Raw genomic sequence first — 19,866 nt, forward strand, 5'->3', positions numbered from 1 at the left:
CAAATTAATTAATCGAAACTTTATTTAACAATGGCAGCACTACCTAAAGAGCCGAGACAAAGGATGATTAACATTATGTACCTAGTGCTTACTGCACTATTGGCACTAAATGTATCTTCTGAAGTCTTAACAGCTTTTAGAACTGTCAATCAAAGCTTAGAAAATTCAAATGCCTTGATTGATGATAAGGACAATACAATATTCAAATCATTAGCAGAAAAATTAAAAGATCCAAAAACAATTCAACTCGCTCAAGTATGGGCTCCAAAAGCTGATAAAGCAAGAGAATTGTCTGAAGGGATTATTACGTATATAAATGGCATTTCTAATCAGGTTAAGACGGCATCTGGTTTTGATCCAGCTAAAGGAGAGGAGTCATTTGACGAGTCAAATCTAGATGCTCCTACCAGAATTTTAGTGGATCAAAAGGAAGGAGATAAGTTGTATCAAAAATTGAAAGATTATCATGATGCAATGCTTGCAATTGATCCAAAAATTGCTGCGCAATTCTCTAAAACATTACCTCTTAGTTTGGCTATTCCAAAAGTTGAAGACAAGAGCAATAAAAGTTGGGCAAGTGCTTATTTTAATATGACACCAGCAGTTGCTGCTGTTACTATTTTGACAAAATTTAAAAATGATGTGAAAAATAGTGAATCCCAAGTAGTTGAATTTTGTCATAATCAAATTGGTCAAATCCAAGTGGTTTATGATCAATTCCAGGCAATTGCAACTGCAAGTGCAAACTATTTGATGCCGGGTCAAGCTTTATCTATTTATGCGGGTGTTGGCGCATTTAGTGCGGCAGCCAAACCTTCTATCACAATTGATGGCGCGTCTGTTCCTTTAGGCCCAGATGGTATGGCTGAATTTAAAACAACAGCAGGAGGTCCAGGTACATATACTAAGCGTGTAAATATTTCTTTTGTGAAACCTGATGGCTCTACCGCTAGTTTGGTAAAAGATATTCAATATACAGTTGGAGCTCCTTCTGGTGCATCTGTAAGTGCAGATGCGGTAAAAGTTCTTTATGTTGGTTTGAATAATCCGATCACAGTCACTGGTGGAGGTGGTAAAGGTGCTGAAGCGACCAAGGTTTCTATTGATAACGGTTCTTTGTCTAGTACTGGTAATGGACATTATGACGTAACTGTTAGCCGTGCTGGTACAGCAACAATTAATGTAACTACAGATGGAAAAACAATTCCATTCCAATTCAGAGTGAAAAATGTTCCTGACCCAATTGCTATGGTTGGTGCAAGTAAAGGAGGCCGTATAGCTACAAATGCATTCAAAGGACAGCAAGGTGTACGTGCTGAATTGGAAAACTTTGTTTTCGAAGGTGTTAATTTCCATGTAACAGGTTATACAATCACATTTACAGGTGCGGGTTATCCGGAGTTTAAATACCAACAAGTGAATGGTAATTCTTTTGGTCCTGCAAGATCATTGATTGAGCAAGCTAGACCAGGAAGTACAATTACCATAGATGAAATTAGAGCTGATGGACCAGGAGGAACAAGAAGATTACCGCCAATTGCGTTCAATCTTTATTAATATAATTAAGTGTTTTCGAATGAATATTTTTAATCTTAAATCATTAGCATTTTTAACATTAGCAGTTGCTCTTTTGAGCAACTCTGCTGATGCACAAAGAAAGGCTAAAAAGAGATCTGGTTACACGAGTGGATATGGTCAGAGTAGCTATGGTACGTCTTCTTATGGTAATAATACCAATACTAAAAAGACTACTACGGATAAAGCGACCAAAAAAACTACGGATACCCAAAGTGGTTATACGAGTGGCTACGGTAATACGAATAATAGTCAAAGTGGCTATGGTGCCGCCTCCGCAAATGCTAGCCGTACAAATATAGATACAACTTTACCTGTTGAGGTTGTTAATTCCGGCTCTGGTTTATTAGGAAATACCAAGCCGTCTATGCGAAATGATCAAATCTATTCCGAAAATGATATATTTGACGGTGCTGTCCCTTTAGAATATCAAAAAGTAAGACAGACTGATGTTCCTTTTAAAATAAGAGTTTGGAGAGATATTGATGCTCGTGAGAAAATCAATAGCAGATTTAACTATGATGGAGAGGATGATAATGGGAACAGGAGATTTATTAATATTTTATTGCGAGCAATTAGAGATAATGGTTTGACCGCTTTTAATGGAGATGATGACCGCTTTACGACTCCAATAACATTTGACGATGCTATGAAGTCTTTTGGAAGTGGTATGGATACTTCTGCTGTTTATGATATGGAAGGTAATATTACGAGCTATCAAGCTCGAAATAAAGCAGTAGATCCAGACTCTATTTATAAATTTAGGATTAAGGAGGATTGGTTTTTTGATAGAAATACTAGTAAATTATATGTCCGTATAATAGGAATAGCTCCTATGATTTCCTATCGTTTATCAACGGGTGAGATTATGCCAAACAGTGAGCATGCTGCATTTTGGGTATATTATCCTGATTTAAGACCTGTATTAGTTAGAGAACCTGCATACAACCAATACAATCCAGGTGCACTTACTTCTTGGGAAGATGTTTTTGAAAGTAGAGAATTTAGTGGTTATATCGTAAAAAGTGATTTGAATAATCCTAAAAATTTACCTTTTAAATCGTTCATAAAAGATCCTATCAATAGATTATACGAGGGAGAAAAAGTTAAAAATCATATTTTCGATTATGAGCAATCTTTGTGGTCTTACTAATATTTGTTAGTTGTAATAATGATAGTTAAACGAGGCTGTGCATATGCACAGCCTCGTTTTTGTTAAAATTCCTATTTTAATTATATATTAATTTTTGTAAAATTTACTTTATAAAAAGAGAATCGTTTATTTTTACGACTTTAACAATATAAAAAAGATTAAAAATGTGGATTTAATTGAATGTTTTTCAATATATTTATATTTTTTTTAAAAGAAATATTATTTTTGAATTACTTATTTAAATTAAATGTATATTTGGAATTACTATTAATTAGTCAAATTTCTATATTACTTTTATAGAATTTTAAGAGATCAATGAGGATTTATTGACTAAATTTTTTATAAAAAAAATTGGATATATAAAGAAAGTTTTTAATTTGCCGTGCAAACCTTTGCATGTTATTAAAAATTATCATAAAGGTTTTATTTATTTCAAATTAACAAATCTCAAAAAAACAATTGAACTATGGCTGAAATTAAACCAAGCACTGCGCCAGCAGGAGCTAAAAAACCAGCAACAACTCAACAAGGTGGAAATTCATCTAATGCAATTTCTGTGATCGCTCCTATTTTATGTATTATCTTAGGTTACTGCATTTGGCGCTTTGGTATTGGTAGTCCAAGCAACTTTGAAAAACCTGATTTGGCAGGTGGATTTTGGCCTAAACATGAAGGGCCAAAAGGTGGATTTGCAAAAATGTATGAAGGTGGTATCATTGTACCTTTATTGATCGCATTTTTCCTATGTACTCTTACTTTTTCTATTGAAAGAGCATTGACAATTTTGAAAGCTAAAGGCACTGGTAACATCGGTAACTTCATTCGTCAAGTACAATTCAATTTAGCTAATAAAGACATAGATAAAGCTATTGCTTTATGTGACAAACAAAAAGGTTCTGTAGGTAATGTAATGAAAGCAGGTCTTAAGACTTATAAAGAAATGATTACAGTTACAGATCTTGATACTGACCAAAAATTAATGGCTATTCAAAAGGATATCGAAGAAGCTACTGCATTGGAATTACCAATGTTGCAAAAAAACTTGGTATTTATCTCTACTATTGCATCTGTGGCAACATTGTTTGGTTTGTTAGGTACCGTTGTAGGTATGATTACATCATTTGCCGCACTTGGTGATGGTGGTGGTGGTAATGCTAGTGATTTGTCAAAAGGTATCTCTGAAGCATTGTACAATACTGCATTAGGTATCGGTACTTCTGCTGTATCTATCATTATGTACAATATCTTTACTACTAAGATTGATGCAGTTACTCATGGTATCGATGAAAGTGGATTCACTTTGGGACAAAGCTTCCAAACTAATTACAAATAATTTTTTAAATTATTTGTGGAATTTGTGATGCAGATGCATCTTAATAGTAAAAGATTAAATTTATAAAAATGGGAAGACCCGCGATAGCTAAAAAACAACCTACAGTCGATATGACTGCGATGTGTGATGTAGCTTTTCTATTACTTTCCTTTTTCATTTTGGCAACTAAATTGAAACCTCAAGAGTCCGTTACTATCGCTACTCCTAGTTCGGTTTCAAAACAAGAAGCTCCTTCAAAAGATCTAGTAGTTATTTCTATCAATCCTGCAGGTAAAGTTTTCTTCTCCGTTCAAGAGGCAGAAAAAAAGAAAGCGATGATTGAAGATGCTGCAAAATTGGCTAATGTTAATTTGTCTCCTGATGAAGTAGACAAATTAACTAAGCAAAGTATGATTGCTGTTCCTTTTGCTCAATTGAAGCAACAGGCTGCAATGAATGATAAAGAAATTGGAGATAAACTTCCAGGTATAGATGTTCAAGATTCAGCACATAATGAAATGCGTACTTGGTTACGCGCAGCAAATGATGCTTATTTTGGTACTAAAATGAATTTGTTGATTAAAGGAGATAATGTCGCTAAATATCCACAATTCAGAGAAGTTATTGATGCGTTGAAAGCAAATGAATTGTTTCAATTCCAATTAGTAACGAATCCTGAAGCGGTTCCAACAGGAACATTACTTTGGGAAAGTGAAAATGAAAGAAAAAAATAATCAGTAAATTAGTTTAATAAAATTAAAATAGAAGTACTATGGCAGACGTAGATTTGGGTAGTGACGACGGGAAAAAAGGCCCGGGGGTCAAAAAAGCCAAAAAACTTTCTACTAGAGTGGATTTAACTCCTATGGTGGATTTAGGCTTTTTGCTACTTACATTTTTCGTGTTCTCTTCTACCTTAAGTCAGCCTGCATCTTTGCATTTAACAATGCCAGATGACAGAACAGATACTCCTGATGACGCCAATCAAGCAAAAGCTTCTGGTGCCTTAACTATATTATTAGGTAAAGATCACAGTGTTTTCTTTTATGAAGGAGAACCTAGCCCTACAGGTGCAACATGGAAGGAAAGCAGTATGGCTGATATTAGAAGTGAAATTGTTCGTAAAAAGCAATCCACTCCTGCAGATGATTTCGTAGTTGTGATTATGCCAGGTGACAATAGTGTTTATTCAGATGTAGTAGCGATTTTGGATGAGATGAAAATCAGCTTAGTTGATAGATATGCATTAGTGAATATTGATGATGTTGATAAGAAGATCTTGGCATCTAAAGAACATTAATAATAATAACTAAAAACTAAGGTGTAATAACACTGAAAACTGTATAACAACATGGATGCAAAGAAAATTTTAAATTCAGATTTGCTGGATATTATATTTGAAGGCAAAAATAAAGCATATGGCGCCTACCAATTAAGACGAACATATACAAAAAGAGTTGTTATTTCTCTTGCTTGTGTATTGGGACTTATAGTTGTTGTATTTGGAGGTTCTGCTGTTTTAAGTAATAAGAAAAAGCATAAAACTTCAATTTTAGTTGAAGATGTTAAAATGGCTAAGGTTGACGTAAAGACACCACCTCCTCCTCCGCCTAAAAAAGATAAACCTAAACCAGCGCCTACTAAGCAGAATAAAAATCCTGCTAAATTGGAAGTTAAGAAGGTTACTCCTCCTAAAATTGTTCCTGATCAGCAATTTAAAGAAGAGAATAAGGTTCATAAAGTAGAGGAAGTTGTTGATACTAAAATCGGTACTTTCGAACAAAAAGGTATAAAAACGGATGTAGTAGCCCCTCCTGTTAAAGTTAATGGGCCTGGAGGTTCTGGATTTGGTCGTCCTGATGTTGGTGAAGGTACAGGTCAGACTAAAGGAGATGCTGATGATGGTACTCCTTTCACTACTGTACAAGTTGAGGCAAAATATAAAGGTAACTGGAGAAGTTTCCTTGAAAGAAGTTTAAGAGCAGATGTTCCTCAGGAAAATGGAGCTCCAGCTGGAAGAAATTATACCGTAATTGTTTCTTTTATAGTAGATAAAGATGGAACGGTTTCTCAGGTTAAAGCTGAAAATGATCCTGGCTATGGTACTGCTCAAGAAGCTATACGAGTTATTAAAAGTAGTGGTAAGTGGATTCCTGCTATTCAAAATGGTAGAAACGTAGTTTATCGTCAAAGACAACAAATTACTTTCCAAGTATTAGATGAGTAATAACTAGATTATAGTTTAAAAGAATGGGCTACATTTATGTAGCCCATTCTTTTTATTATCCCATAAATTGAAAAAGGAAATACATCATATTATTCAAGAGAAGGAATTGATCGATATTGTTTTCACAAATCGAAATAAAGCATATGGTGCCTATGAGATAAGAAAATCTTACTATAAGCATTTAACTATTGGTTTGATTTGCACAATTGGAATTGTAGCAATCTGGTTTTTACTATATTTTGCTGTTCTTAATGATTTTTTGCCTAAACCACCTTCAATTAAAACGTCGACAGTTCACCTCAAAGAATATAAATTACCACCTGCCATAAAGACTACAAAGCATGCAAATAAGTATAGTTCGGATAAGCCTAAATTTAAATCTCATCCTATTTTAGAAGAAATATCTTCTTCTGCTCCAGTTTCACAACCTTATTCTATTCAGAATAATGAAATGATTATTAATAAATTACCTGAAAAATTAGAAATACAAACACCTCCACCAACAGAAAAGAAAAGTGACGAAAATATATTTAAACGTCCTGATAAAAATCTTGAGAAAAAGGAAGAAATCATAGATCCTTTATTTGATATTGCTACAGTTAAAGTGACTTCGCTTCCACAATTTCTAGGAGGAAATGTTGGATGGGCCAATTTTTTAAAAAGAAACCTTAATATGTATGCCTCATTACGAAAAGGTGCTATGCCTGCAACCTATATTGTTATAATTGGTTTTTATGTTCATGCCGACAGTTCGGTATCTGATTTTAAGATTGTCAAAGATCCAGGATATGGAATGGGAGAGGAAGGGTTGAGAGTATTGAAGATGAGTGGCAAATGGATACCTGGTACAAAAAACAATAAACCTATTACCTTTGCTCAATTACAAACCATTGTTTTTAAAGTAACAGAATAAATGATTAATCTTTCAACATCCAAAGATACTATTTTTGCCTTAGCAACACCACCCGGTGTTGGTGCAATTGGTGTGATACGTGTATCAGGAACGAAGACATTTCCAATTATAAATAATTTATTTCCCAAAAAGGACCTTATTAATGCTAAGACACATACTTTACATGTAGGATTTTTGGAGTATGAGCATATAGTTTTGGATGAAGTAGTATTGTCTTTATTTAAAAGCCCGCATTCTTATACGGGGGAAGATGTAATTGAAATTTCTTGTCATGGTTCTGTTTATATTCAACAGAAAGTAATGGAAGCACTTTCTAAAAGCGGTGCTAGAATAGCATTACCTGGGGAATTTACCCAAAGAGCCTTTTTAAATAACAAAATGGATTTGGCACAAGCGGAATCCGTTGCTGATATTATTGCTGCTAACTCGGAAGCGGCTCAACAAGCTGCATTGAAACAATTGAGAGGTGGTTTTTCATCTGAATTAAAATCTTTGAGAGAGGAATTAATTAAGCTCGCGGCATTAGTTGAATTGGAACTTGATTTTTCAGAAGAAGATGTGGAGTTTGTAGACCGTAAGGATTTAAGAATTTTAGTGGATAAAATATATTTTTATTCTAACGGGTTATTAGATAGTTTCAAATTGGGAAATGTAATTAAAAATGGAGTTTCTGTTGCAATTATTGGTAAACCGAATGCAGGGAAATCAACTTTATTGAATGCTCTATTGAATGAAGATCGAGCTATAGTAAGCGATATTCCTGGTACAACGCGTGATACTATTGAAGAAGCATTAAACATAAATGGCGTTTTGTTTAGATTGATAGACACTGCTGGTATAAGGAGTGATACCGCTGATATTATAGAAAGTTTTGGTGTTGAGAAAAGTTTGGAAAAAATGAGAACTGCAGATATCATAGTTTATCTTTTTGATGCATCTGTAGAGACTTTTGAAACTATAAATTCGAAAGTTCAAGAACTCAAAAATGAGCATTTACATTTTATTTTAGTGGCAAATAAAATTGATTTATTGAGAGATACTACTATAATTTCTGAGTTAAAAAAGAGTGCGGAAGTTATTTCTATATCTGCAAATAAAAAAGTTGATATTGATAAAGTTAAAAATGAATTGTTTCATCAGACTGTCCATGGAGAACTAAAATTTGAAAATACAATAGTTACGAATGCTCGGCATCAATCAGCTTTGAATAAAGTTGTAGAGTCTTTAATGGATATTAAGGAAGGAATGGATCATAATATTTCGGGTGATTTACTTGCTCCAGATATAAGAAAAGCCCTTCATTTTCTTGGTGAAATTACAGGAGATGTTGAAGTAGATAGAGATATTTTAGGAACTATTTTTAGTAAGTTCTGTATCGGCAAATAAAACGAGACTATAAAACATTGACGTTTATTGAAGAACCCTTGCAAACACAAGGGATTCTTTTTTTCTATTTTAACCAAAGTTTTCTGTTATTTTCTTAAAATGAGTTACTACGCTTTTTAGGTATGTTTAGATTAATTACAAAAATTTAGATATATAGATGCTTCCATCTCAGCTTTCGAGTAGAAGATACATTATAAGAATAAAAGATAATGATTGGTACACAATTTTTTTTGGCTCGATGTTCATATTAGAATCGATTAAATGATAAAAACTGTATCATAAATCTCCAGCCTCTTAGGTTTTTTGACTTGCAAACATTATGAGATTATGTGGTTATTTCCGGCAAAGTCAATAATGTATTCATCATTATTGAAATCTGTAAGATAGATTTTGCCTTTTTCAATTTTCAAAACCTCTTTTTCTTTTAAGCTTACCCAAATATCTCTACCTGAAAATTGCCAAACAATATCTCCCATTTTTGTCACTCTAAATATTTCCATCTCTCCATGGACTAAAAAATCATTGTCCAATTCATAGATAGCTAAATTAGTAGAAATATCAAGCGCCCTTTTCCATAACAAATGCAAGGTTGATAGTTCAAAACAATACATTTCGTTAGCCAATAGAATCCAAAACTGATTGTTTTCAATAATTATAGATTTTTCATACACTTTGACAAAGTAGCTGTTTACATTCAAAATGGCACTTTTGATAACTTGATAATTCGTTTTCAAACAAATAGCCATATTGGCTTGTCTAAAAATGTAATCACCATTTGGATAAACTATATCATAGCTATTCTTATTATCCGCAGAATCAAAACTATACATCTCATCTGTGTAGATACTTAACGTGTAGTTTTTGTAATTATAATCCATAATAAAGTTTTGACAAAGATTTATTTAAAGATACGCATTCTAGAAGCGTAGTTTATATTTTTTCTACGCACTTCTATTGCGTAATAATTACTTAATTTTAATGAAAATGTATTTATATGTCTGTAAATAAATTGGCATTGATTCGATACAAAGTGATCGATGATTGCTTGCGTAACAAAATGCGCAAATGGACTTTGGAAGATTTAATTGATAAGGTTTCGGACGTGTTGTATGAGCGAGAAGGCATAGAAAATGGGGTGAGCAAACGCACTATACAAGGCGATATTCAGATTATGCGTAGCGACAAACTGGGTTATAACGCACCAATAGAAGTTGCAGAAAGAAAATTCTATTTTTATAGTGAGGAAGATTTTAGTATCACCAAAGCGCCCATAAGTGAAGCTGATGTGGACAAACTAAAAGAGGTTATTGATTTATTAAAACAGTTCAATGCATTTAATTATTTGGATGATATGAGTGAAATGATTGCACGACTTGAAAATAATTTGTATAAATCCACCAGACAGACAATCAACTATATTCAGTTTGAGGAAAATGCACAATTAAAAGGATTACATTTTATTACGCCTTTGTACCAATATATCCGCAGTCAAAAATCCATTGCTATCAACTATCGCTCGTTCAAAGCTCAAGCAGCGGCCACTAAAATTTATTATCCTTATTTACTCAAAGAATACCGCAATCGTTGGTTTTTGATATGCGCATCCAAAAAGGGGAAAGAATTGTACAACCTCGCATTGGACAGAATGATTTCTGTGGAAGAGGCCAAAGATGAACCTTTTTTTGCGTACGAAGGTGTGGATTTTGAACGTTACTATGATGAAGTAATTGGCGTTACGAAAAGTAAAACCGACCGTGCTCATAAAGTTGTTTTGCATTTCAATAAATCGAATTCCCCTTACGTTTTAACAAAACCGATTCACCCATCCCAACAACTTTTAAAAGAAGATGAAACTGGAATTTTGATTCGTATAGATGTCGTTTTAAATTTTGAGTTGGAAAGAGAGATTTTGGGTTTTGGTGAAAGTGTAAAAGTTATTTCTCCAAGACTTTTAGAAAGTAGGATTAAGAAAAGATTACAATACGCGTCTGATAATTATCTTGAATAATTTCTATTCAATTAAAGTAAAAATTCATCAAATCCGTCTTCTCTTTAAAAGAACAATATTTTGACTTTGGCAATATCTGACAATACAAGATCATCTATCGCAACTACTGTAAAAAAATACGGTAATCAATTGATGCGCTTTATACGTGGGAAAGTTCCTAGTATAGAAGATGCGGAAGACGTAATGCAAGATGTATGGATGCAACTCAGTAGAATAGCAAATATTTCTGAAATAGAAAGTTTAAGTGGTTGGTTATATTATGTAGCAAAGAACAAAATTGCTGATTTATACAGAAAAAGGCAGACGGAAAATATTGAAAATTTCTCATACGAAAATGAAGATGGAGCGTTACAGATTAAAGAGATTTTGCTAATAGACGAAATTGAATTTCCAGAAATGAAAGATTTTAAAGATCTGTTTTGGAAAGAACTAATGACAGCCTTAGCTGAGTTGCCTGCAAATCAGAAAGATGTTTTTATTTTAAATGAAATAGATGACAAAACCTTGCAAGAAATTGCAAATGACAAAAATGAAAATATTAAAACGATCATCAGTAGAAAAGGATATGCGGTCAAGCATATCCGAAAAAAATTACAATATCTTTACGACGAATTAAATAGTTAACATGAATAGTGAATTTCCAAATAGAAGATTTAGAAACGAGCGAAAATTATTCTTTTTGCCTGCAATCATCTTGATGGTATTACTTTTTGGGGCTATAGTTTATTGGCTTTGGAATACTATTTTACCAGATCTACTAGGGGTGAAAACTATAAAATATTCTCAGGCCTTAGGACTATTGATATTATGTAGAATATTGTTTGGCCATTTTGGTTGGAGACGAAATAATGATAAAGGAAGATTTGGACAAAACTTTAAATATAGAATTAAAAATATGTCTGAAGAAGAACGTCAAAGATTCCGTGACGAATGGAAAAGGCGATGTGGTAAATAAATACGATTCTAATAAACTATAAAATAAGCACTTCTTATGAAGTGCTTATTTATTTTAAATAATTTATTTTTTAATAAAGTAAAATAAATGATTCAACGTCTTCTTATTAAAGGCCTTTGATTAAATATTAAAAACTTTATTTAAAATGAAAAAAACATTTTCAAATCTTTTATTGCGAATTGGAGGAGCAATAGTCATACTTAGTACTATTGCATTGTTACTAATGGCAATAGTCAAATTATTGGTTCTTACTTTATTAATTGTAGTATTGGTTGCAATTGTATTTAAAATAATACATAGGAAACGTAATCAATGGCTTATGCAATCTCCAGAAAGATTATTATTTCAAACCTACAATACACAAACATTAGCAATTCAACCACTATATAAAAAATCTAGTCGTAGAAATGCTGCAATCATTCCTATCCAATAATTCAAATAACAATTTAACTATAAAATTATAAATTATGTTTTCAAATAGTTTTAATGCAAACAGACAATCATTTTCAAATACACTTAATGAAACTGATTTTTATAAGAGCAAATGTGGTGGTCATTTTCGTAATAAGCGAGATATGTTTCGACGTGCAGTCGCTACACAATTTGGTCAACAACCAGCCATAAACATAGAGGAGAACGATGAAGCTTTTACACTTTATTTGTATGCTGCTGGAAGAAAAAAGGAAGGTTTTTCACTGGCTTTAAAAGATCAAATTTTGACAATCAATTATAACTCTGAAAAGTCAAATGAACGGAGGTTCATTTATCAGGAAGTGCAAGTCGATCATTTTGAACGATCATTTCAGATTAATGAATCAGTTCTTACGGAACAGATTTCTGCAGCTTATATAGATGGCGTATTAATAATTCAATTACCCAAAGATCCAAATGCTGTAGTAAATACACAAAATATTGATATTAAATAGTGATTAAAGACAAAAGGCTGCACTGTGTAGCCTTTTGTTAACTTATTTAAACTTAAATATTAGCAGATTCCAACCATTGTTTAAAATAAGAGACTTTTAATCTACTAACAATTGGTTTTTCTTTAATGTCAATATTCAGATGTAGAAATAATTTTCTATTAAAATATGACTCTATAGACACTATTGCATTTCTATTTACAATCATTTGTCGATTAATTTTAAAATATTCTTCCTCTGATACAACACTTTCTACATATTCTAAACTTTTATAAATAGGATATTTTTCACCTTTAATAGTATATATATACACAGTTTCTAGTTCTAATGAAAAGAGTGCAATATTCTCGATAGAAACTATAATGCTTTTTTCTTTTATTTGTACTAAGAAACTCTTTTGTAATTGTTTTTGTCCACTTTTTGCCAGAGAGAATTGATGTGGTATTTTGCGATAAATCGAATCAATTAATTTTTTATATTTGATTAGTGCATTTTGAACTACAATATCTTCAAATGGTTTTAGAATATAATCAATTCCATTATTTTGAATTGCCTTCATTGTATATTCATCATAAGCAGTACAAAAAACTATAGGAACCCAAACATCAACATTTTTAAATATTTCAAAACTATCTCCATCCACTAACTGAATATCCATAAATATTAAGTCAATAGAGTCCTGATAACGACTTAAATAAGAAACAGAATCCTCTATTGAATCCAAAATTTTAACTACTATAAATGAATTATTAGACTCAATTATAGTTTGTAACAATTGTGCAGTATACAGTTCGTCTTCAATTATTAATATGTTCATTTTTGATCAATTTTAAATGAACAATGAAGTTTGTCTCATTTTTTTCATATATAAGTCCTTCTTTAATATGCAAAAGTTGATAACTTTTGTTGATGTTTTGTAATCCCATACCGGATTTTTCTTCTATAGATATTTTGGGAAGTACATTATTTGTTATAGTCAAAATTCCATTTACGTCTGTATTTATATTTATAAATAAAGGATCTTTACTGGAAATTCGATTATGTTTAAAACAATTTTCAATGATAGTTTGCACACTCAAAGTAGGTAGTTTATAATCCATCCATTGGTCATCCAAATTGATCTTTACAAAAACACCATTCTTATTTCGTTCTTGCATAAGTTGAATATAAGAATAAACTACTTCAAATTCTTTCTTTAATGTAGTAGAGGATTGATCTTTTATAGATAAAATCTGTCTATAGATATTCGATAAATCTAAAATAAATGATTCGGCATTTTGATCCTTTTGACGTATCATGGATCGCAATGTATTCAAGGAATTAAAGAGGAAATGAGGGTCTATACGTGTTCTTAATTCTTGCAATTGCATTTTATAAACTTCTGTTAGCGCTTTTTCCTTCTCGGTCTGTAATATTCCGATATTTTGATTTGCTCTTAGGGCGTATTGTATAACCAAGAATAAGATAGATGCAAATGCAATTTTTATAATTAACTGGTATTTTACAACATTGGATATTTGAAAAACCAATAAAGTGCAAAAAATAAATATAATAATACTAAAAATTATAATGACTATAGTTGCAAATAATTTTTTAACATTCGAATTGATCTTATTTGTCCATAGGAGAGCATACCAAAGTATATAGAGTATGATGGAAGACCACCCCCATCTCATAAAACTATTATATGACAGTATGGGCCAATCTGTGTTATGCGATAGAAAATTGATCCCTGGCAATAATATTGCGATGGATATAGGCATAAATATGGAAATTTTATTTTTTCTCATCATTTCCATTTTGAATAATTTTTGTAAAATTACTGTAATATAATTTGTCCATCCTTTAGTTCAATAATTCTGTCACTTTTCGCTGCGAAATCATCATCATGGGTAACCGTTATAATAGTTTGCCCATTCTCATGTGCTAATTCTTTAAATATATCAAAAACGATTTGCGTATTTTTGCTATCTAGATTTCCTGTTGGCTCATCTCCCATGATAACAGTAGGTTCATTTATAAGTGCCCGAGCGATAGCAACTCTTTGCGCTTGACCACCAGAAATATTAGAAGCTTTTTTCATTTCTAATCCTTTCAGATCTAACATATTCAACAATTCTACGGCACGATTCTGAATTTCATTTTTAGACTTCCTATTTAATTTGAGTGCTGGCAGCATCACGTTATCTAGTAACGTAAACTCTGGTAAAAGATAATGAAACTGAAATACAAATCCGATATGTTCATTCCGGAAAGCCGCCAATTCATTCTGTGTTTTTCCAGTAACCATCGTTCCATTAATCTCAATCGTTCCATTATAGTCAGTATCCATTGTCGAAAGTAGATATAGCAACGTCGACTTTCCAGAACCTGACTTTCCAATGATAGAAACAAACTCTCCCTTCTCAATACTAAATGTTAAGTTTTTCAATACTTCAAATGGATCTGGGGTTTTAAAATACTTTACCAGATTATTTGCTATCAACGCTTTCATATCACTAAATTTTGTTTAAAGATTAGCCCCTAATAATATCTACCGGGTCTACTTTTGAAGCTTTTGCAGCTGGTAAATACCCCGCCCAAAAAGTAACAATAAGTCCAAATACAAATGCCATCAGATAATCTTTTGAATTAAAATCTATAGGTAGAGTAGTGAGTGTTGCAATATGAAAAGGAACATGGCTTATTATCTTTGAAATTATAAATCCCAACAATAGACCAATAAGACCTCCTACAATACCAATAACTACAGATTGAGTCAAAAATATAATCACAATATCCTTACCACTATACCCCATTGCTTTAAGTATAGCAATTTCTTTTATTTTTTCATTTACAGTCATATTCATTATATTGTAAATGCCAAATCCTGCAACGATTAATATAGTCAATGATACCGCAACGGCTAAAATATTTCTTAATGTATTCGCAGATTCTAATTGACTGTTTCCCTCTTGCCAAGGCTCTATCTTGTAATTTGTAATCCCTAATATTTTGCTAGTGACAATTTTGGCGTCATTATAGTCTGTAATATTTACTTGAATATCGGTTACGTAACTTTTATTTTTGGAGAATAGTTGCCTCGATGCATAGATAGAAACCATCGCTTTGGTACGATCTGCACCAGTCGCTCCCGTTTGAAAAAGTCCGCATATGGTATAGTTTTTAACAATACCATCGGCCGTTGACAAAGTGATATTATCTCCCAATTGCACACCAAGGCTCTGCGCCAAACCCAAACCTAATACAATTGCATCCGTTCTTTTTTCTAATACATGTATATCTCCTTGAACCATGTATTTAGATATGTGAAAAACAGCATCTTCATTTGGAACATCAATACCTGATAGTGATGCACTTATTTGAGTAACACCATTTCTAATGAATACATTTTGGTTTAATTGCTCCGTCATGTTCATGACTTCAGGAACTTTCTTCAATGCCAGTATTATAGGGTCTGCATCTTTGATACCATCTGTGTATCTTATATTTCGTGCATGATTCACTATCTGTATTGTATTTGAATCTACATTTTCCGCAATGGGTGCAGGTGTATTTGTCGATAAGTCATTATAAATACGAATATGAGCCATGGATGTAAATGTAATGTCTGTCTGTGCATCGTTCACTCCAGACATAAAACTATTCATAAATATATACATGGAAATACCAAATGTTACACTTAATGTCGCAACCATTAATTGTCTAAATCTAGAAACTAGATGAACCCACGCTATTTTAAAATCCGTATTCATATAGTTTATATTTAATTCTTTGGTAAACGAATTGCATCATTTTCCGTAATACCTGAAAGTACTTGTATCCATTGATCGCTTTTCGCTCCTATTTCAATGGTTTTAAACGTGCCATTTTCTAATTGTACGGTATTATTTTTTTGTATGTAAATAGCAGGAATGACTAATGCATTATTTATCTCACCCACTTGGATATTAGCTTGTAATTGTGTACCAGAAAATAATTTTGCAGGTAATTGATTAAATTTTGCTTCGATAGTATATGATTGCTGATCATTATCAAAACCTGGGTAAATCTTTGTAACAAAAGCCCAAAAAGTCTGATCCGAATAAGTGTTTAAGTGTAATGCTATTTTTTGCCCTTTTGTTACTTTTACTATATCATCTTCAGAGATATAAAGTTTGATAATATACCCACCATTTCCTATCGTAGCAATAGCATCTCCGACTTTTAGAACTTCACCATTTTTGTGATACACATTTAATACTACTCCGGACGTAATGGCTTTTGCGCTGTAATTATCTAAAATCGCGTTCTGGCTGTTTAATTGGCTTTTACTTGTATTCTTATTCAAATTTAATGATAGTTGGGTGTCATCATATTTCTTTTGCAAGATGTCAACATTATGTTTCGAATTATTATATTGCAATTCCGCATTATCATAGTCAAGTTTCGATACAGAATTAGTCTTAATAAGTGCATTATATCTTTGATAATTTACTTTATCTAATTCTAGTTGAGAGGACGCTTGGTCTATTTGTTGTTGTATAGAGGTTAATTGTGCAGAGCTACCAGATGCGTTTTGTAATGCATTTGAATATATGAATTTAGATTGTGCTACTTGATTTTGTTGTGACTGACTATTTATTGTTGCCACAATCTGATTTTGCACAACACTATCACCCTCTTTTATTTGCTGATTACCTAATACGCCTGCCGCATTTGCAGCGATGGTATATTGATTATCAAACTCTACAAAACCATTTGCGAATACAGACTGTTCTATGTTTTTGTGAACAGGCCTGATTGTAATTGCTTTTTTGCAGGAAACTAAAAATAGTAAAACAGCCATCATCCAACTATAACTGTATATTTTATTTATGCAAATACTTTTCATATATTAAAATAAATTATTGAAAATTAAGTTGACGTATGTACAATCTATATTCGTACAATTTATAGTTTGCCAAACTTTGCAAATAATCATTCTGGGCGGTTAATAGATCTTTATATTTTGTCAACCTGGAATCCAAACTTAAAATCCCACTATTATATTGATTCGCATAATGAAAATCATTTCTTTCTTGCAAATCAAGTAACGCTTTATTTTTTTGAAGCTGAGACAAGGCCTGACTAAACTGAATTACTAAAATTTGATCCTGCTTATTTTCTGTGAGTCTCATATTTTCCAGCTGTAATGCTTGTTGCTGTACTTGCAATTTTGATTGTATAATTTTTTGTTTAGTTGAGAATCCCGTAAAGATTGGAAGATTCAATTTAAGTGCGACATATTGTTGAGGAAGGTGACTAGCTCCATTAAAATCTGAAAAACTATTCATGGCCCAGCCGTAATTATATTGATATCCCGCAGATATTGATGGCGTACGCAAGGCTTCACTTTCTTTCAACGATGCGTTCGCAAGTTCTAGTTGTGTTTTTTGCCATGCGATCTCTGGATGTTCTGGGAAATCATGATCCGCATTTAAGCGTTCATCTGATTTCTCAGTTGAGTCTTCTAATGGAATTGCGATAGAATCAGAGAAATTAATTTGGGTTTGTAGTTGTTTAAATAAAGTAGTTAAATCCTGTTGTGTATTCTCAAGATCTCGCTTACATTTTATATTTTGTATCTGAGCTTGATTATAATCTGCTTCACTGATAATCCCTTTATTGTATTTTTCATTTGCGACGTTTTGAATATCCGTGGCAACTTGTACATTTTTCTGATAAATTTTTATAGCCTCTTTATCCATCAAAATAGAATAATAAGTAGAGGCTAGTTGATTGTAAGTATTAAATTTTACAAGCTGTGAATTAGATATGTCTGCTTTTACTTGAATAGCAGCGGTTTTTGAAGCAAATATTTTTTGAAAATCCAAAATATTCCATTGCAATTGAACTCCAGTCGAATATAAATATTGTTTACCAAATTTCATTTCTTTAAAACTGCCTTCTGGTGCATTAGCATTAAATAATTGCGCAGGAACTAAAGTCGGTTGTAAGGTAAGATTATCATTAAAACCGGCCGAACCATTAATAGTTGGATATAAAAAGGACTTTGCATCTTTTTGCCTAGCGGAGGAAATACGCTGTTGTATTTGTGCATTTTTTATAACAATAGCATTACTATCTGCATACTGTAATAACTCAGGAAGTGAATAAAATTGCAATTGTGATCGAGCCGAAAATGTAAATAATAGAAAAACTATAAAAAATATTTTTTTCATAGAATTATAATTTTAAAAAAGTCTGATTATTGTGCTATTATTTTGTTCTATACCATTTCGTTGTTCTAGATAAAAAGCCCATTTTTCCTGTAATTTCCAGTTCATTTCCATCCTTCAAAATTGCACTACATATTCCTTTTTTCCCATTTTTTATAATAAAGATTGTGCCCTCCGAATAATTATTATTAGAAGATTTTTTTAATTCGCTAATCTGTGTTTTGCCAATAAGCGTCTGATCATTTGCCTCTTTAATAATTGCATCAAAATGATCTCCTTTTTGAACAAATTCTATTGTACGATCACCATGCTCACTCTTCCATTTTCCTATAATTAAGTCCACATTTGATTGCCCAAATAACACTAAACAGCACATATTTATTAAAATGAAACAGATTATTTTAAACATATAAATATTTTTTATTTGTACAAAGGTTAGTAGGAATATTTCAATTTGGAGAATAGAATATCCTCAATTGAACAAAATTATCACTGGATTGAACATATCGTTGAAATGCGATGTTAATTTACATGTTTTTCGTAGATTTATAAGCACAATTTTGGAATTATTAAACATAACGTATGAAGGATAAAATCGCGCTTTTTTTTGAAAATGAAATTAAATGGAAAGCTGAATTTCTTCTTTTACGTACCCTTCTCCTTCAACACAAATCATTACAAGAAGAATATAAGTGGATGCACCCATGTTATACGTTGAATGGAAAAAATGTCATCATTATTCATGGGTTTAAAGAGTATTGTGCATTACTTTTCTTTAAAGGTTCATTACTCGAAGACAACGACCATGTATTAATACAACAAACAAAGAATGTACAAGCTGCACGACAAATACGATTTACCAATATCACAGACATTCAAAAGCTAGAAACAACCATTGATAAATATATTCAAAAGGCAATAGATATAGAATCTTCGGGGCAAAAAGTAATACTGAAAAAAGTGGAGGAGTTTGCGATTCCTAATGAATTTAAAAATTTCCTAGAATCGGATCCCAAAATGGCAAATGCATTTTCTCGTCTTACGCCAGGCAGACAAAAAGCATATTTGCATTTTTTTAATCAGGCAAAACAATCCAAAACGAGACTTTCCAGAATCGATAAATTCTATAATCAAATACTTGAAGGGAAAGGTTTGAATGACTGATATGGCATAGATTTTCCTAATACAATCTTCAATAAAATCATTTTTATCAA

At 32.1% G+C, this 19,866-nt stretch carries 22 protein-coding genes; 14 read left to right on the forward strand and 8 right to left on the reverse strand.

What is annotated here, in order from left to right:
* The first annotated feature begins 30 nt into the window (after window positions 1-30).
* The 8 genes from porM to mnmE all read left to right on the forward strand — a co-directional run bounded on the left by porM (window position 31) and on the right by mnmE (window position 8,566).
* Window positions 31-1,557: a type IX secretion system motor protein PorM/GldM gene (porM, locus tag E0W69_RS19065; protein WP_131331650.1), complete on the forward strand. Its 1,527-nt coding sequence runs from the start codon at window positions 31-33 to the stop codon at window positions 1,555-1,557.
* Window positions 1,558-1,576: 19 nt separating this feature from the next.
* Window positions 1,577-2,728: a type IX secretion system ring subunit PorN/GldN gene (porN, locus tag E0W69_RS19070; protein ID WP_191967906.1), complete on the forward strand. Its 1,152-nt coding sequence runs from the start codon at window positions 1,577-1,579 to the stop codon at window positions 2,726-2,728.
* Window positions 2,729-3,194: 466 nt separating this feature from the next.
* On the forward strand, window positions 3,195-4,061 hold the full coding sequence (locus E0W69_RS19075) for a MotA/TolQ/ExbB proton channel family protein (protein ID WP_131331652.1): 867 nt from the start codon (window positions 3,195-3,197) through the stop codon (window positions 4,059-4,061).
* 68 nt (window positions 4,062-4,129) lie between these two features.
* A complete protein-coding gene (locus E0W69_RS19080; protein ID WP_131331653.1) occupies window positions 4,130-4,774 on the forward strand; it encodes an ExbD/TolR family protein in 645 nt (214 codons plus the stop codon).
* Between the two features lie 38 nt (window positions 4,775-4,812).
* Window positions 4,813-5,340, forward strand: a complete 528-nt coding sequence (locus tag E0W69_RS19085) for an ExbD/TolR family protein (protein WP_131331654.1) — start codon at window positions 4,813-4,815, stop codon at window positions 5,338-5,340.
* Between the two features lie 51 nt (window positions 5,341-5,391).
* Window positions 5,392-6,267 carry an energy transducer TonB gene (locus E0W69_RS19090; RefSeq protein ID WP_131331655.1) on the forward strand — a complete coding sequence of 292 codons (876 nt, stop codon included), beginning with the start codon at window positions 5,392-5,394 and terminating at the stop codon, window positions 6,265-6,267.
* A gap of 67 nt (window positions 6,268-6,334) precedes the next feature.
* Entirely contained in the window at window positions 6,335-7,180 is an 846-nt protein-coding gene (locus E0W69_RS19095) for an energy transducer TonB (protein ID WP_131331656.1), read from the forward strand.
* Window positions 7,181-8,566, forward strand: a complete 1,386-nt coding sequence (gene mnmE, locus E0W69_RS19100) for a tRNA uridine-5-carboxymethylaminomethyl(34) synthesis GTPase MnmE (RefSeq protein ID WP_131331657.1) — start codon at window positions 7,181-7,183, stop codon at window positions 8,564-8,566.
* A 317-nt stretch (window positions 8,567-8,883) separates the two neighbouring features.
* Here the strand turns inward: mnmE and E0W69_RS19105 are convergent, their stop codons facing one another.
* Entirely contained in the window at window positions 8,884-9,444 is a 561-nt protein-coding gene (locus E0W69_RS19105) for a hypothetical protein (RefSeq protein WP_131331658.1), read from the reverse strand.
* A gap of 116 nt (window positions 9,445-9,560) precedes the next feature.
* On the opposite strand from E0W69_RS19105, the gene E0W69_RS19110 reads away from it, so the two are divergent.
* The 5 genes from E0W69_RS19110 (at window position 9,561) to E0W69_RS19130 (ending at window position 12,455) form a co-directional block, all read left to right on the forward strand.
* Window positions 9,561-10,574: a helix-turn-helix transcriptional regulator gene (locus tag E0W69_RS19110; RefSeq protein ID WP_131331659.1), complete on the forward strand. Its 1,014-nt coding sequence runs from the start codon at window positions 9,561-9,563 to the stop codon at window positions 10,572-10,574.
* 60 nt (window positions 10,575-10,634) lie between these two features.
* On the forward strand, window positions 10,635-11,198 hold the full coding sequence (locus E0W69_RS19115) for an RNA polymerase sigma factor (protein WP_225321323.1): 564 nt from the start codon (window positions 10,635-10,637) through the stop codon (window positions 11,196-11,198).
* Between the two features lies 1 nt (window position 11,199).
* Window positions 11,200-11,529 (forward strand): hypothetical protein, encoded by a 330-nt coding sequence (locus tag E0W69_RS19120; protein WP_225321324.1) that lies wholly within the window; start codon window positions 11,200-11,202, stop codon window positions 11,527-11,529.
* Between the two features lie 145 nt (window positions 11,530-11,674).
* The gene (locus E0W69_RS19125) at window positions 11,675-11,962 is read left to right on the forward strand and encodes a hypothetical protein (RefSeq protein ID WP_131331660.1); all 288 of its coding nucleotides are present in this window, start codon (window positions 11,675-11,677) and stop codon (window positions 11,960-11,962) included.
* A gap of 34 nt (window positions 11,963-11,996) precedes the next feature.
* Window positions 11,997-12,455, forward strand: a complete 459-nt coding sequence (locus E0W69_RS19130; protein ID WP_131331661.1) for an Hsp20/alpha crystallin family protein — start codon at window positions 11,997-11,999, stop codon at window positions 12,453-12,455.
* 52 nt (window positions 12,456-12,507) lie between these two features.
* On the opposite strand, the gene E0W69_RS19135 is transcribed toward E0W69_RS19130, so the two are convergent.
* From E0W69_RS19135 to E0W69_RS19165, 7 genes are read right to left on the reverse strand one after another with little or no spacing between them, the layout of a single operon-like run.
* Window positions 12,508-13,269: a LytR/AlgR family response regulator transcription factor gene (locus E0W69_RS19135; protein WP_131331662.1), complete on the reverse strand. Its 762-nt coding sequence runs from the start codon at window positions 13,267-13,269 to the stop codon at window positions 12,508-12,510.
* Complete coding sequence (locus E0W69_RS19140) at window positions 13,250-14,242, reverse strand: sensor histidine kinase (RefSeq protein ID WP_191967907.1); 993 nt, start codon at window positions 14,240-14,242, stop codon at window positions 13,250-13,252. Before E0W69_RS19140 ends, E0W69_RS19135 begins: the two co-directional genes overlap by 20 nt.
* 29 nt (window positions 14,243-14,271) lie before the next feature.
* Window positions 14,272-14,946 (reverse strand): ABC transporter ATP-binding protein, encoded by a 675-nt coding sequence (locus E0W69_RS19145; protein ID WP_131331664.1) that lies wholly within the window; start codon window positions 14,944-14,946, stop codon window positions 14,272-14,274.
* Between the two features lie 22 nt (window positions 14,947-14,968).
* Entirely contained in the window at window positions 14,969-16,207 is a 1,239-nt protein-coding gene (locus tag E0W69_RS19150) for an ABC transporter permease (protein WP_131331665.1), read from the reverse strand.
* A gap of 11 nt (window positions 16,208-16,218) precedes the next feature.
* Window positions 16,219-17,325, reverse strand: coding sequence for an efflux RND transporter periplasmic adaptor subunit (locus tag E0W69_RS19155; RefSeq protein WP_131331666.1), 1,107 nt, complete (start codon window positions 17,323-17,325; stop codon window positions 16,219-16,221).
* A gap of 13 nt (window positions 17,326-17,338) precedes the next feature.
* Window positions 17,339-18,655, reverse strand: a complete 1,317-nt coding sequence (locus E0W69_RS19160; RefSeq protein WP_131331667.1) for a TolC family protein — start codon at window positions 18,653-18,655, stop codon at window positions 17,339-17,341.
* 37 nt (window positions 18,656-18,692) lie between these two features.
* Window positions 18,693-18,995, reverse strand: a complete 303-nt coding sequence (locus E0W69_RS19165; RefSeq protein WP_191967908.1) for a DUF2147 domain-containing protein — start codon at window positions 18,993-18,995, stop codon at window positions 18,693-18,695.
* A gap of 239 nt (window positions 18,996-19,234) precedes the next feature.
* Between E0W69_RS19165 and E0W69_RS19170 the strand changes: the two genes are divergently transcribed.
* Entirely contained in the window at window positions 19,235-19,816 is a 582-nt protein-coding gene (locus tag E0W69_RS19170; protein WP_131331669.1) for a YdeI/OmpD-associated family protein, read from the forward strand.
* Window positions 19,817-19,866: the final 50 nt, after the last annotated feature.

The organism is Rhizosphaericola mali, assembly GCF_004337365.2.
Lineage (GTDB): Bacteria > Bacteroidota > Bacteroidia > Chitinophagales > Chitinophagaceae > Rhizosphaericola > Rhizosphaericola mali.

Bases quoted from the DNA above. Each gene is read 5' to 3' on its own strand.
- porM (WP_131331650.1), top strand. From the start codon at position 31: ATGGCAGCACTACCTAAAGAGCCGAGACAAAGGATGATTAACATTATG.
- porN (WP_191967906.1), top strand. From the start codon at position 1,577: ATGAATATTTTTAATCTTAAATCATTAGCATTTTTAACATTAGCAGTT.
- E0W69_RS19075 (WP_131331652.1), top strand. From the start codon at position 3,195: ATGGCTGAAATTAAACCAAGCACTGCGCCAGCAGGAGCTAAAAAACCA.
- E0W69_RS19080 (WP_131331653.1), top strand. From the start codon at position 4,130: ATGGGAAGACCCGCGATAGCTAAAAAACAACCTACAGTCGATATGACT.
- E0W69_RS19085 (WP_131331654.1), top strand. From the start codon at position 4,813: ATGGCAGACGTAGATTTGGGTAGTGACGACGGGAAAAAAGGCCCGGGG.
- E0W69_RS19090 (WP_131331655.1), top strand. From the start codon at position 5,392: ATGGATGCAAAGAAAATTTTAAATTCAGATTTGCTGGATATTATATTT.
- mnmE (WP_131331657.1), top strand. From the start codon at position 7,181: ATGATTAATCTTTCAACATCCAAAGATACTATTTTTGCCTTAGCAACA.
- E0W69_RS19105 (WP_131331658.1), bottom strand. From the start codon at position 9,444: ATGGATTATAATTACAAAAACTACACGTTAAGTATCTACACAGATGAG.
- E0W69_RS19110 (WP_131331659.1), top strand. From the start codon at position 9,561: ATGTCTGTAAATAAATTGGCATTGATTCGATACAAAGTGATCGATGAT.
- E0W69_RS19120 (WP_225321324.1), top strand. From the start codon at position 11,200: ATGAATAGTGAATTTCCAAATAGAAGATTTAGAAACGAGCGAAAATTA.
- E0W69_RS19125 (WP_131331660.1), top strand. From the start codon at position 11,675: ATGAAAAAAACATTTTCAAATCTTTTATTGCGAATTGGAGGAGCAATA.
- E0W69_RS19130 (WP_131331661.1), top strand. From the start codon at position 11,997: ATGTTTTCAAATAGTTTTAATGCAAACAGACAATCATTTTCAAATACA.
- E0W69_RS19135 (WP_131331662.1), bottom strand. From the start codon at position 13,269: ATGAACATATTAATAATTGAAGACGAACTGTATACTGCACAATTGTTA.
- E0W69_RS19140 (WP_191967907.1), bottom strand. From the start codon at position 14,242: ATGAGAAAAAATAAAATTTCCATATTTATGCCTATATCCATCGCAATA.
- E0W69_RS19145 (WP_131331664.1), bottom strand. From the start codon at position 14,946: ATGAAAGCGTTGATAGCAAATAATCTGGTAAAGTATTTTAAAACCCCA.
- E0W69_RS19150 (WP_131331665.1), bottom strand. From the start codon at position 16,207: ATGAATACGGATTTTAAAATAGCGTGGGTTCATCTAGTTTCTAGATTT.
- E0W69_RS19155 (WP_131331666.1), bottom strand. From the start codon at position 17,325: ATGAAAAGTATTTGCATAAATAAAATATACAGTTATAGTTGGATGATG.
- E0W69_RS19160 (WP_131331667.1), bottom strand. From the start codon at position 18,655: ATGAAAAAAATATTTTTTATAGTTTTTCTATTATTTACATTTTCGGCT.
- E0W69_RS19170 (WP_131331669.1), top strand. From the start codon at position 19,235: ATGAAGGATAAAATCGCGCTTTTTTTTGAAAATGAAATTAAATGGAAA.